The sequence below is a fragment of the Peribacillus frigoritolerans genome (assembly GCF_030676415.1).
Taxonomy (GTDB): domain Bacteria; phylum Bacillota; class Bacilli; order Bacillales; family DSM-1321; genus Peribacillus; species Peribacillus frigoritolerans_A.
In genome coordinates, this window is record NZ_JAUUTW010000003.1 from 252,686 (window position 1) to 267,422 (window position 14,737).

Here is a 14,737-nt window from a genome sequence, read left to right on the forward strand (position 1 = left end):
ATCGGGAGGCGCAAAATTGGAGAAATCTATTCAGAATATCTACTCATTAACTCCGCTTCAAGAAGGAATCCTTTATGAACTGGAAATGAACAATTCAACAAAGAACCTTTACATTTCTCAAATGCGAATCAGGATAACGGGCGCTCTTGAAGTGAATGCATTGTTCCAGGCATGGAGTCAGGTAGTGGAACGTCATGAAGCATTAAGAATGAAGGTCATCTCTAAAAAAATAGAAAATAATGTTCAAGTTGTATTCAATACAATGGATTATCAACCAGAAATAATTGATATGACAGGGTTAAGTGAACATGAACAATTAAATGAAATTAAGAGAGTGACTTCCGAATCCCAGGAGATGGATGTAAATAACTCTAATTTGATGAAACTCCAGTTAGTGAAAATTGAAGAAAATCAGTTTATCTTGATTTGGACTCATCACCATATAATTTTGGATGGCTGGAGCACCAGCATAGTCATCGACGAACTCTTTGTTATTTACAGCCGAATTGTAGGAAAAGACTCCAAAGGACTTATTGAAAAGCCAAAGCAATATGGAGATTTTATCCGGTATATGAATAAAACCGATGCGGAAGATCAAAATCGTTTTTGGAAAGAGCTGGCAAAGGATATTGAACAGCCGACGATCACATTTCCCGTCATGAAACATGTGAATGGAAACCAGCAGGAAAATGATCTATTTTGGGAGCTGGATAAAAAACAGAGTAAGCTTTTAAGAGAATTTGCCGCTAAAAACCATGTAACGATTAATGTATTATTGCAGTTAATTTGGTCAATCGTCCTAAAGGAAATGTCCAATCGAAATCGAATAGTCTTTGGAATTGTGAGCTCTGGCAGGTCGAATAATTTATTCAAATCGGAGGAAATTGTTGGGCTGCTCATTAATACGATTCCTATGATAGCTGAAATAAACGAAACAGACAGCGTTACTGATTTACTGAAACGGTTCCAGGAAACATTAAACAATATGCTGGATTACTCCCAAATTTCTTTAGTGGATATCAAAAGGCATACGAAATTAAAGAAGGAAGATCCGATTTTCGAAACTTTATTTGTTTATGAAAATTATCCGGAAGCGAAAGATGAAGGCTTTAGCATTAACTGGGAGGTCGAAGGCGGAAAAGAATCGCATAGCTTTCCGTTATCATTACAAGCCCAGGATAATAAAGAAACGATTAATTGCAAATTGTATTTTAATCCCCGTTTCTTAGAGCATTCACTAGTAAATGATATCCAATCAGCCTTCATGCAGATTGCCCATCAAATTACTAAAGCTCAGCAAATTGATGAAATATACGTGGATGTTGATTTTTCAAAACTAAAACATAAAGTGAGTAAAGACGATCAAGCTACAAGTAACCATTCGATCAGATCCACATCGGTTAATCAAGGACTTAAAGAAATATGGCAAGAGTTTTTCTTGAACAGGAAGATTAATGAGGATTCTGATTTCTTTCAATTGGGCGGGCATTCGATAACAGCCATGAAATTGGTGTCTAAAATAAATAAAAGGCTTGAAGCGAATATGAAATTAGCTGATTTGTTTGAAAATCCTACATTGAAAATGCTAAGTCATAAGGTCTTTCCGGAAATGGTTACACTTCCGAGAAATGAAACGCAGGTAGTATCATCTTTTGTGGAAAAGACATTTTTGGAAGTCTTATCAATAAGTGAAATCGATAAAGATGCCGATTTTTTTGAAATGGGCGGACACTCGATTTTAGCCATGAAGTTATTGACAAAATTAAACAAGGAATACAATCAAATTCTAACTTTGAAAAATATTTTTCAAAATTCAACAATCGATTCGTTGACGGCCTTCATCATTAATGAAATTTCAAATCATGACATTGGGCACATAGAAGTGCAACAAAAAAATCACGTTCTATCCAGTAACCAAGAGGCTTTGTGGTTTAACGAAAAACTCAATGGCAAGACAACCAATTATAATATCCCTCAGAAATATAAAATTACTGGTACAGTGGATACTTCAATACTGGAAAAAGCCCTAAATCATGTCGTTAATAGACATGAGATTTTAAGGACCACCGTCCGTGAAAAATCCGGTAAAGGCTATCAGGAAATCCGGGAAGATTTGTACATTAAAATAGGTGAAATTGACCTCTCTGTGTTAGAGACCGAACAGCAAACGACTCGTATGCTGCAAATCGAAGACGATGTCCAATCGGAAATCCTGGAAATTGAAAAAGGTCCCCTCATGACAGTGAAACTAGTTAAATTAAGTGAAAAAGAGTCTGTTTTATTTGTGAATCTCCACCATTTCGTTTTTGACGGATGGTCAGTGAGTGTATTTTTAGATGAATGGTTATCGTTTTATGACAGTGAAGTGAATGAAAAGGAACTTATCCTTGGAAGCGACTTTAAACAATATAAGGATTTTGCCTTTGAGCAGAAAAGCTGGTTGGAAAATAACATGAAAGAAGAATCGCTATTTTGGGAAACAAACTTATCTGGGGAATTACCTAAATTGGAGCTTCCTTTAGATACGATACGTACAAAAGAAAATCACAACGAAGGCAGTAGTTTTATAGTGGAACTAACAAGTGAAGAGCTCCAGAGTTTAAAGCGGATGTCCCTGGAAAAAAACTCGACATTATTCATGACACTGCTAACGATGTACCAGTCTTTTCTAGCAAAATATACAGGTCAAAACGATATCATCGTTGGAAGTCCTTTGGCGAATAGAATGATTGAAGGAACAGAAAAATCGATAGGTTATTTTGTCAATACACTGCCCTTTAGATTAAAGCTGGGACATGAGGAAACATTTGAAGAGATTCTTCAAAGAAATACAAACCATATCATCGACATCTATGATCATCAGCAAATGACATTGGAGAAGATCGTTGAAGTCATTAACCCTGAAAGAAATTTAGCAAGCACTTCTTTATTTCAAACCGTCTTCATTTTACAAAATAATGCCAAAGCTGCATTTGAAAGTGAATACATAAAGATAACGCCTGAAGTAATAAAATCAAAGGTAGCAAAATTCGATTTGAGTTTAGCTGCAGAAGAATATGAAGATAGGCTTTTATTCGCTTTTGAGTATAATTCAGGGATCTTCAATGAACAAACCATTCAAATATTAGCTGAGAATTTCTTAGAGTGGATTAGGAAAATTACCTATCAGCCTGAACGGTCGATTGACAATGTATCCGTCGTGAGTAAGAAGCAGGAGAAAGTATTATTGGAAGAATGGCAGGGAGAAACCATTCGCTTTGAGGGAATCAATGACACAATCCCACAAGCCTTCCATAAAATTGTTGAGCGATTTCCTGATAAGATAGCCATTGTTGATGGTTCCAGAACCATTACATATCGCGAATTGAATGATAAGAGCAATCGGCTTTCACACTATTTACTAAGCAAAGGGATTTCTAAAGAAGAAAGAATCGGAATTTATGTGAATCGATCAATTGATATGGTGACAGGGATGTTGGCAGTAATTAAAGCTGGTGCTGCGTATGTTCCATTGGATCCTCATTATCCTAATGAACGATTAAGCTACATGGTTGAAGATTCGTCCATTTCCTATTGCTTGAGTCACAAAGAACTCGGAAAGAATGATTTGATTGACCCATCCAAAATAATATATTTTGAAGATATTGAAAATGAATCGGATTTGTTAATGACAGAGAATCTTCACATTGCGGATCAGAGAGACTTAGCATATGTCATTTATACCTCAGGAACGACAGGCAGGCCAAAAGGAGTCATGTTGGAACATAGAGGAATCATTAACTTAGTTTATAACCAAAATAAAATGATGTGTTTAGATACATCAGCTAAAGTGCTGCAATTCGCTACGTTTAATTTTGATTCATCCGTCATAGAGATTTTCAGCACACTATTGTTCGGTGCCGAGCTGCATATAAGCGTAGATAAAGAAAATCAATTTGACTTGAGTAAACTTGTTGAACAAATTAAGCGTGAAGGAATTTCTCATATCATTTTACCGCCTGCTGTGTTGAAGGAACTGCCAATCAATGAATTGAGCACGATTAAAGTGTTGGGATCTGCAGGTTCTGAATGTCCAGTCGAGCTCGTTTCGAAGTTTAAGCATATATCGTTTTTCAATGGCTACGGGCCTACGGAATATTCGGTGTGTACAAGTTTTAAAATGTTTCCCCCGAATGAGGATGCTACAGATGAATTCGTTGTTTCAATTGGGAAGCCACTGACTAACACGGTTGCACTTGTGCTGGATGAAAACCGGAAACTAGTGCCGGCAGGAGCGGTTGGTGAACTTCATGTCGGAGGAATTGGGTTAGCGAGGGGATACCTGAATAATGAGAGCCTGACAAATGAAAGATTCATACTTAATCCATTCAACCCTGCTGAAAAAGTATACAGAACCGGGGATTTAGTTAAGCATAACAAAGCTGGGGAATTAGTTTATATAGGCAGAGCGGACGACCAGGTGAAAATAAGAGGATACCGTGTTGAACTATCGGAGGTTAATGTTTCATTACGAAAACTAGCAGAAATCAAAGATAGTTATGTAACGGCAATGGAAGATGGATTTGAGAATAAAAGGCTAATTGCTTATTATACGGTGAATGATGAGGTTTCGGTGGATTCTATCAGAAGAAGACTGAAAGAAACACTGCCTGCTTTCATGATTCCTGCTCATTTTATGCAACTGGATAAATTCCCTTTGACGCCGAATGGAAAAGTTGATCGGAAATCCCTGCCGAAATGGACGGAACAGTTGGATGAGAGGAAGAAAAAAGTGCCGGATGTGCAAGAACTGTCCAAAACTGAAACAGAGCTTCTGACAATATGGAGAGATGTTTTAAACGATCCCGCTATAGGACCGGAAGATAACTTCTTTGAATGTGGCGGTGATTCAATCATCAGCATTCAAATATGCTCGGCTGCAAAAGAAAAAGATCTATTTATAACGCCTAAAGATTTATTTGAATACCAAACGGTCCGTGAGCTAGGGAATATTGTAAATGAGCTGGAACAAAAACAAGTGGTCCAAGAAAAAATATCAGGTTATGTACCGTTGACGCCTATTCAATCTTGGTTTTTTAATGAAAATCATGACAATATCCATCATTGGAATCAGTCAGTCGTTTTGATGAAGGATAATACGTTGGCGACTGAACAATATAAAAAAATCATCATGAAATTACTTGATCAGCACGACGTATTAAGGACATTATTTGAAAAACATGGTGATTCATATATTGGCAATATTTCAAATGCTGATAAGGCATGCGGTTTTTACGAGTATCATATTTCAAGTTTTAAAGATGAAAATAGTCTGAAAGTAATTAAGGAGCTAGAAGAAAACGCCCAACAAAGTTTAAACATACACAATGGCCCCATGATGAAGTTCCTTCTATTCAGGGGTCAAAGGGAGGTAAGGATTTTTTGGGTGATTCATCACCTTGTGGTTGATGGTGTATCGTGGCGGATACTTCTCGAACATTTCGAAAGATGCTATCAACAGATAAAGAATGAACAAGAACCATCACTCCCTTTAAAAACGACTTCTTATAAACAATGGTCCGAGAAACTGAACGAATACCAGAACACTGACCTACCGGAAGAGGCCGTTCAATATTGGGAAAAGGAAATGAATATTCCAGTTTCTCCGCTGACGGAAAGCTTAGGAGAAACGTGTGATTTTGAAAACATGTACAAAATACAAGTGAATGAGGCCCAAACACAAAACCTCATTAAAAACACTTTAAGAAAACATAAAACGACGATTGATGAAGTTTTATTATCCGTTATCGCACATGCATTTTCCAATCGAATGGGAATCAATGAGTTTTGGCTCGATTTAGAAGGACATGGCAGAGAGGATATTGAGGATGATATTGATTTATCAAGGACGGTAGGGTGGTTCACCTCCATTTATCCAGTAAGGATAAATGGAATGGCGTCTTTGGGCTCAACCTTGAGAAATACAAAAAACAGATTAAGAAGTGTGCCAAACAAAGGGTTTGACTTTGGAATCCTAAAGTATATTTCCACTCGGAATCATAACTATCCAGATAGCCTTGTGAGTTACAACTATCTAGGTCAGTTTAATAACACTGGTGATATGGAACAAACCAATAGCAGCAATATCGATTTAAACTATAAATTTCCATATAAACTCAATTTTGTCGCCAGCATCGTAAATAATAGACTCATGCTGAATATTATTGGCGATAGCAACAATGAAAACTTCCAAATGATATGTAAAGAAGTTGAAGTACACTTAAACAAAATTTTAAGTGGAAGTGCAGATTTGAATGACTCTATTGTCGAAACGGATTTTGAAGCTGAGAAAATAGTCGATGGAAGTACGATCACCCATTTCATTAATAAGTTTCATAACATTGAAGAGATTTACCCAGTGACATCACTTCAAGAAGGGATGTTATTCCATAGTGAAGTAACTCAAAGTCCTGAATATATTTCACAGCTATCCATTGATTTAATAGGTGATCTGGACTTGGTTAAATTAGAAGAAGCCTGGAATGAAACATGTAGAAAATACGACGTTCTAAGATCTGTTTTCAGGCGCAATCAATTGGGGGACCGTTATCAAATCATACTGAATGACATTTATTATGTGTTTAATCATGTGGATCTAACGATGTTTAGTGAAGACGAGTCAGAATCCAAGATAGAAAATCTTTTAGAGCATAGCAAAAACAGACAAACGGATTTAGAGAATGGTCCGCTCATGAACATCACCTTGATCCAGCTCTCGGATCATCGCTATAAATTCATATGGACACATCATCATGCTTTAATAGATGGCTGGAGCCTGCAAATTGTCATGAATCATTTTTTGGATAATTATCGAAACCCATCGAATACAGCAAAAGACAGTGATGAACATAAGAATGCTTATAAACAAGTCATGAATCATGTCAGGAATATTAATAAACAGGATGAAGCAGCTTTTTGGAATAAAGAATTGAGGGATTTCGAACAAGTAAAAGCACTAGTGAGTAATAAAACGGATATGGAAGCTTTTACATCGGATAAAGTTATGGAATATAGCTTACCTGAAGAGCTTACCGAAAGATTAATAGAATTATCCAAGCGGCATAGAAAGACAATTAATACTGTAGTTCAAGGAGTTTGGGGCATCGTTCTATCCTACTTCAGTGAAAGCGACTCAGTATGCTATGGGGTGACAAGCTCAGGAAGGAACCTCAGCATTCCGCATATTGAATCAGCTGTAGGCTTATTGATCAATACTCTACCATTCTCTTTGAAAATCGATTGGGATGATGATTTACAATCCTATCTCACTGCCATTCAAAACAAGCAATTACAAATGAGAGAGTATGAGTTCAGTTCACTTACGGATATAAAGCGATACGCTGAAATTCCATGGGATAAGGAATTGTTCCAACATATATTTGTATTCGAAAATTATCCGGGCACAGAACTGGCAGAGGATTCGCGAATCATGATTAAAAATTCAGTTGGAAGTGAATCGACCAATTTTGATCTTACGTTCTCCGCGGCTGTAGTGCAATCCAAGCTGCATTATAAAATCATTTATAAAGCCAGCAAATTCGATGAAAATGAAATTTTACGTTTTATGGATTCCATGCAAGAAATATTCTTAAAACTAACAGAAGATGAAACACTACTATCTATTGGTAAATTAATAAATCACTTGAAAGTTGGGGCACGATGATAAGTAAATCGATGACGATGAATAAATTGATGTCAATAACTGAAGCTTTAAAAAAAACCGCGGAAGATAATCAATCAAAAGCGGCACTTTGCGAAAATGAACGTCAAATTACTTATAAAGAATTAGACATTCTTTCAGATAATCTTGCCAAAAGGATCATTAATTTGGGGATTCAAGAAGAAACAATGATCGGTATTCCAAGCAAAAGGTCCATTGAACTGATTATAGGGATGCTTGCCATAATAAAGTCAGGCTGTTGCTATGTTCCAATCGACGAAAAGTACCCATTAAAAAGATTGGAATATATGCTTGCAGATACGGATATGAAGTTCTTCTTATCGTTTAATGGTCAAGAAGGGAAGCTAAGTGAATTGGATATTGAACCAATTCATTTTGAGATTGATGAACTAAGCAGGGAAGGGCACATTCCCGTTAACCGTTCTTCGGAGAATGGTCTCGCATATGTTATCTATACATCAGGTACGACCGGTGAGCCAAAAGGCGTAATGATAGAGCATAAGAGTGTAGTCAATTTAGTATTGAACTCTGAAATACTTGAAATAAACGAAAATAATAGAGTGGCTCAATTTTCCAACCCATGCTTTGACGCGGCAACTTTTGAGATATGGGGAGCTTTATTGAATGGCGCAACTTTATTCTTGATGTCGAATGAGTTCACTTCTTTTGATGATTGGAAAGAAGCGATATCCATTGGAAAGGTGGATGTAGCTTTTTTTACGACAGGTCTTTTCAATGCAATGGTTGATGAGGATCCATTAATTTTTGAAGGATTAAAGAAAATCGTTGTTGGCGGAGATAAAATCTCGGTTTCCCATGTGAGAAGATTGAAACAAACAATCGGTCATTTTTCCTTGATTAATGGGTATGGACCAACTGAATGCACAACTTTTTCCATTTGTCATGAGGTCGAAGACAAAGATGTAGATGTTATTCCCATTGGAAAACCATTGAGCAATGTAGAAATCAGGATTCTATCTGAAGGACTAGTCGAAGTAGAAAATGGGGAAATAGGCGAAATCTACATTGGCGGCCAAGGGGTCATGAGAGGCTATTTAAATCAGCCGCAATTAACGGAACAAGCTTTGATCATGGATGGTTTGAATCAGGCGAAGTGGTATAAAACAGGTGATCATGGCATCCGGTTACATAATGGTGAGATCCTGTACAAAGGTCGAAAAGACAGTCAAGTGAAAATTCGCGGCTTTAGAATTGAACTGAATGAAATTCAAGACAAGCTTGATAAATACATGAAGGTTGAAAGTTCAGTAGTTGCTGTTAAAAACATCAATGATGAAAATTATGTTATCGCTTATTACAAACATAAAGATGAAAAAGCGGAAAACGCTGAAAAGGATATTAAAGATTATCTGAACAATGAATTGCCGAATTATATGATTCCCCACTTTTTTGTCAGAGTGGATGATTTCCCGCTTAATGCCAACGGTAAAGTGGATAAAGAGAAATTATTGAAAATGGATATCATGCAAAATGAAACTTCCTTAGCCAATCAAGAAAGTGGAAAGAAAAAAGAAGTATTGGAGATTTGGAGAAATGTATTAGGAAATCAAAGTCTAGGATTGGACGACAACTTCTTTGAAAATGGAGGCCATTCCATTTTAGCCACAAAACTGGTCTATGTAATGAAGGAAACTGTACTTCCTGAAGCCACTTTACAAATATTATTGGAAAATAATACAGTGAATAAATTTGTTGAGTCACTTGAAGTAGATTCAGCTGGCAGCATGGAAGCAGTGATGGAGAAGGATTCAATGCTCGATCAAGAGTTGATGGAGAAAATAAGGGAAATATCCACTAAACCAGTTCAAATTGAAAAAAATATGATGATTACAGGTGGAACAGGGTTTTTAGGAGCACATCTATTAAACAAATTGTTACTGGAATTGGAAGATGTCAAAATCTATTGTTTGGTTAGATTTCCTTCAAGAAATAGATTGAAAGATACCTTAATGAAATATGGTCTTTGGCAGGATGATTTCGTAAGTCGAATCGTTGTAATTGAAGGGGATCTTAGTAAACATCAATTCGGTCTGGATGATATGACATATGAGAAATTAAGCAATGATGTTTCTCATGTGTATCATGTCGGTGCCGAAACGAATTTCTTCGAGCCGTATAGCAAATCAAAAGTTTCAAATGTGGATGGTGTAGTGGAGATCATTAAGTTTGCTTCATCATACAATCGGAAAAACATTTATTATGCATCAACGCTTTCTGTCTTGACCGGCGAAAGGAAATGGGACGAGGAAGACGAATTGGTTTACTCCCCCGATTTAATGATCGGGTACAGCCAGTCCAAATGGGTTGCCGAGAAATTGCTTCTTCAAGCAAGGGAACATGGACTGTCAATCGATATTTTCCGATTAGGCAGGATTTCATCTAATTCAAACGGGGTTTGGAACGAGAAGGATATGTTGTACAAGGTTTTTGAATCATTTATTGAACAAAGGATATTGCCATTTAAAGAGGAAATTCATTTTGAATTGATGCCAGTCGATTTTGTAAGTGAGTTCATTTACAAAATATCAAGATTGAATGGGAATCAGAAGCTCGGGATCTATCATATGTTCAATGATCAGAGAGTTTCAAGTGAATTCGTGACCTCCTTCTTCGAAAAAAATGAAATACCTTACTCCAATATGGAATTGGAAGAATGGTTACAATCTTTAAAAGAAAAGACACAATCTAACGAGATTCATTCATTAAGTGCTTTGTCCCAGTTAATTGATGAATCAACAAAATTAAAAGAGTCGGAAATCCTGCAATCAAAAACCAAGAAGGAATTAGAATGGCTATCAATGAAAATGCCGGAAATTGATTCAATGTATGTTGAAAGCTTTATGAAGTACATGTTGAAATAATTGATCGTGGAGAAGGGGGATGAAACGGCTGAAGAAAACACTTTTTTGTTTCCCTTATGCTGGGGGAAGTGCATCTTTTTATAGAGAATGGAAATTTGATGATGATGTGATAGAGGTAGTCCCGCTGGAATACCCTGGACATGGCAGTAAATATAGTGAACCATTGTGTGACCATATGGCGGAATTGACGGATATATTAATGAAAGAAATGGAAAAGAAACATCAAATGAAATCATTGGAAAACATCTCTTTGTTTGGACATAGCATGGGCGCGATCGTAGCCTATGAAATTGCGGCGAAATTAGAGGAGAGATATGGTAATAAAGTAGAACATATATTCATTTCAAGTAAATCGTCTCCAGATTATAAAGTAGATCAAATCGATTGCTCTAATGCGAAACATTTAAAGCAATCGCTTGAAAAAATCGGTGGAACGAACAAGGAACTCCTAGAAACGGAAGATTTCATGAATATATTCCTACCGATAATACAGTCGGACTTGAATGTATTAGCCAACTATCACCATGAAAAAAAACGCGGGAAAAAGGTGGGAAATAAAGCCGTTTTGCTATTGGGATCGAATGATACCGTGACGAAGGAAAGTATCGAAAGCTGGAATGAATATATTGAACATATTGAAGGATTGCATATATTAAAGGGTGATCATTTCTATATAAAGCAAAACCAGGATTTTGTTTTAAAAATCATTCAAGAGTATTTACTCAATAGTCGTTGTGATGTTCTGATTTAAGTTTGCGGGATGTCTACACAACCGAAATTTGCTCCGCCAATTAATTTCAGAAGTCAAAATAATTTAATATAATGTGAGTTTCAATATCAGCTTGGATAAGCATGAAACCCGATCTTCACCTAAAAAAAGGACTGATTTATTCAGTCCTTTTACACTGTAGACAAATTAAAATAGTTCCAGTTGATTTCAGAAATCCACTCCCTTTCCGCCGACTGTCAGCCAAGCCTCGTCAAAGCAAGCGTCTGTGGGGGTCCCGGCTAGCCAGTTATTCGGCAGGAGTGTCGCAAATTTCTTCAATCTAATAGTTTTCATCCGAATGAAAAAGTGAAAATATGAAGGATATCCAAGTCTTGTTCAGGGTTCGGGGTGAGACCCAATCGAACATCCGTTTAATTATTGGAATGGAAATTGAGATGCCCTTCCGTAATTTAGAGTCCACACAAATCGGCGCAAATCGATTAAATGAGAAACATCGCGACTATCGTAGTCACTGCTAAACCAATGGTTACTGGCAGCAGATTCCGGCGCGCAAGTTCAAAGGGACTAACGTTACATATTGCTGCGGCTGGTATCAGTGCCCATGGAATCAGGGTACCTCCGCCAACCCATATAGCAGTTATTTGTCCGAGTGCAGTCAAGGTGGCGGTTCCGCTTCCGATTGCCGTGCCAAAAAGTTTGGCGACAGATCCCGCTAAAGAAATGCCTGAGAAGCCCGATCCATCCAAGCCAGTAATGGCACCGATGCCCGTTAATGTGACGGCGGCTATTTCTTTCGTTAAAGGAACGGAGGCTGCTAAGGCGGCACCGAGGTCATTGACGATGCCGAGGGATGTTTTTGGTAAGTAGTCACCGATGATCTGGTTGAATCCAGAATCACCTAAATAGAAGAATGCGGCAATCGGAATGACGGGTCCGAATACTTTAAAGCCAAATTGAAAACCCTGAATTAAATAGGCCGTTGATTTTTCAAGTCCTTGTTGTTTATGTGCGACAAGGGATAAAATCAGCAAAATGAAAACGGCTGTACCGCCAACCAACGCGGTTGCATCTCCGCCTTGCAACTTCAAAATCGACAATGCCACAACATCCAACAGAAAGGCAATCGGAATGAAAACGGCAAAAAACTTCTTTTGTGCCAGTGTAAGCAGATCTTCACTCATTGTTTGATCTTGGACGATTCCCTCATTATCTGCCGCCTTGATTCTTCCATGCTTCATATCCCGCTTTAAAAGGATAAAGGCGGAGATGGTGGTGACGACCCCCATTGTAATGACAAGGGGTATGCTCGCAGCGATGACATCACCGACTGGTATGGAAGCGGCATCACCCGTTAGTTTAGGGGCAGCCTGAATGATGAAATCCCCTGATAATGCTATTCCGTGACCAAAAAGGTTCATCGCCATCGCCACACCAAGGGCAGGTAAACCAGCCCGTAAGGCAACGGGGAGCAGAACAGCCCCAAGTAAGGCAACGGCAGGTGATGGCCAGAAAAACCAGGATATCATCATCATGACGATTCCAATTACCCAAAAGGCAAGTGTAGGATTCTTAATGAATTTCGCAAACGGTGCAATCATGACATCATTAATGCCAGACCTCGTTAAAACCGTGCTCATGGCAACGATGATGGAAATGATTAATATCGTGGACATTAATTCCGTGATTGCGAAAATGAAGCTGTTGAATATTCCGCTTATGGAGGATGCCAAACTGCCTGTTGCCACTAAAGCCAAAAGGAAAATACCAATTATGCAGATGAGGGTAGTATCACGACGTTTTACCATAAACCCGATTATCAATGCAATAAATACTACATAAATCCAATGGAGTGCCGTTAATTCCATCTCCATGATCCGTCCCCCTCATAAATGTGCCTAGTTACAGATTATGAGGGAGGGGCGGGGTGGTGAGTTGTTTCATAAATTTAAAGGCTTATCTTATTTTTGATGTCACGAAAATCATTCGAGGAATTTACTAAAATAAAAGAGGACGGCATAAAACCGTTCCTCCTTAACTAACACCGTACTATCACGTAATTGAAGCAGCCCTATCTGGGTCTTCTTATCTGAACTAATGATATGGGAAGATTTAAGGCTTATCTTCTTTATTTTCAACAATTCTTCAAGTATTCTTAATAGCAACTACTGTAAATGAGGGATAAGCCGTGAAGCAAATATATAGTGATGTCATACAATTTCGGGGTACACATTATGAGTTTGGATACATGCAAGGGGAGGAATTAAAAGATTCACTAACGGTAAAAAATCGTGAAGATCAGTGGAAGATCAGGCAGCCGCGGTTTACGGTTGAAGAAGAAGAGGTCAAGACAGCAATTACACAATTCGCACCTGGAGTTTGGGAAGAATTACTTGGGTTGCAAGATGCGCTGAAATGGCCAATCGACCGCGTGCTGCAAGAGTTCGGTGGATACCGATTGGATTATGTTCGGTCGGGATGCTCCATCATGACAGGCGATGATTATCTCATTCGCAATTATGATTACCACCCAAAGACCTATGAAGGACGCTATGTCTTATTCCAGCCAACCGATCAAGGGTATTCAAGCATCGGCCCGAGTCAGCGAGGGACTGGTCGAATGGATGGAATGAACGAAAAAGGGTTGGTGATAGGCTATAACTTCATGAATCGCAAGAACCCTGGTGATGGTTTCATTTGTTGCATGATTGGCAGACTGATTGTTGAATCTTGTGCGAACGTTCAGGAAGCGGTCGCGATGCTGAAGGAAATCCCGCATCGTCATTCTTTCACTTACGTCGTCTATGATAAAAGCGGAAGTACCTATATTGTGGAAACCTCCCCGAGAAATGTAGAGGTGCGCACGTCAAATGCCTGTACCAATCACTTTGAAATCATGAAGAATGAAAACCGGAACCATCTTATCGATTCGAAACGCCGATTGGAGATTATACAAGATCATGAAGGGAGACTTTCATCTGCCTACGATGCTTATAGGTTGTTTAATGATACCAACCAAGGAGTCTTTTCGGATTTATATAGCAGTTGGGCGGGAACGATTCATACATCCGCTTATTTACCTAAGGAGATGAAAGCTTGGATTGCATTGGGAGGGAACCAGGAGCCGACTTCAATAGATTTTGCGAAATGGCTCGAAGGGGAAGATGTTGAGATAGAACGAATCAAAGGTGTAATTGATACGGATATTCCCTTCGTGCACATGGATGAGGGAGCGAATTGGTTTCGGAATTGAAGGTCTTTAAGTAAATTTGAACCTTAAGTTGTTAACAGTCCAATCCTTGGATTGGGTTTTGTTGTTCTATTTTTAGGCAAACCTGGTACTATTTATTAGTGGATGTCACAGGAATATAATATGATAGAGTAACAGATTTTGGATTGGGGACAAGA

5 protein-coding genes are annotated in these 14,737 nt (G+C 38.2%); 4 read left to right on the top strand and 1 reads right to left on the bottom strand.

Going from position 1 to position 14,737, the window contains the following annotated elements; all coding sequences use genetic code 11:
- The first annotated feature begins 16 nt into the window (after positions 1 to 16).
- Genes Q8G36_RS04885 through Q8G36_RS04895 form a run of 3 tightly spaced genes read left to right on the top strand, consistent with a single transcriptional unit; the run spans position 17 to position 11,353 of the window.
- On the top strand, positions 17 to 7,702 hold the full coding sequence (locus Q8G36_RS04885; protein WP_305159231.1) for a non-ribosomal peptide synthetase: 7,686 nt from the start codon (positions 17 to 19) through the stop codon (positions 7,700 to 7,702).
- Positions 7,699 to 10,602, top strand: coding sequence for an amino acid adenylation domain-containing protein (locus Q8G36_RS04890; RefSeq protein ID WP_305159232.1), 2,904 nt, complete (start codon positions 7,699 to 7,701; stop codon positions 10,600 to 10,602). Before Q8G36_RS04885 ends, Q8G36_RS04890 begins: the two co-directional genes overlap by 4 nt.
- A 19-nt stretch (positions 10,603 to 10,621) precedes the next feature.
- Positions 10,622 to 11,353: a thioesterase II family protein gene (locus tag Q8G36_RS04895; RefSeq protein ID WP_305159233.1), complete on the top strand. Its 732-nt coding sequence runs from the start codon at positions 10,622 to 10,624 to the stop codon at positions 11,351 to 11,353.
- A gap of 458 nt (positions 11,354 to 11,811) precedes the next feature.
- Here Q8G36_RS04895 and Q8G36_RS04900 read toward each other — a convergent pair whose 3' ends face one another.
- Entirely contained in the window at positions 11,812 to 13,203 is a 1,392-nt protein-coding gene (locus Q8G36_RS04900; RefSeq protein WP_305159234.1) for a hypothetical protein, read from the bottom strand.
- 314 nt (positions 13,204 to 13,517) lie between these two features.
- Between Q8G36_RS04900 and Q8G36_RS04905 the strand changes: the two genes are divergently transcribed.
- Complete coding sequence (locus tag Q8G36_RS04905; protein WP_305159235.1) at positions 13,518 to 14,582, top strand: C45 family peptidase; 1,065 nt, start codon at positions 13,518 to 13,520, stop codon at positions 14,580 to 14,582.
- The last annotated feature ends 155 nt before the right edge of the window (positions 14,583 to 14,737 follow it).

What these genes read in the sequence shown, in the direction of transcription:
- Q8G36_RS04890 (WP_305159232.1), top strand. Translation starts at nt 7,699, where the DNA reads ATGATAAGTAAATCGATGACGATGAATAAATTGATGTCAATAACTGAA.
- Q8G36_RS04895 (WP_305159233.1), top strand. Translation starts at nt 10,622, where the DNA reads ATGAAACGGCTGAAGAAAACACTTTTTTGTTTCCCTTATGCTGGGGGA.
- Q8G36_RS04900 (WP_305159234.1), bottom strand. Translation starts at nt 13,203, where the DNA reads ATGGAGATGGAATTAACGGCACTCCATTGGATTTATGTAGTATTTATT.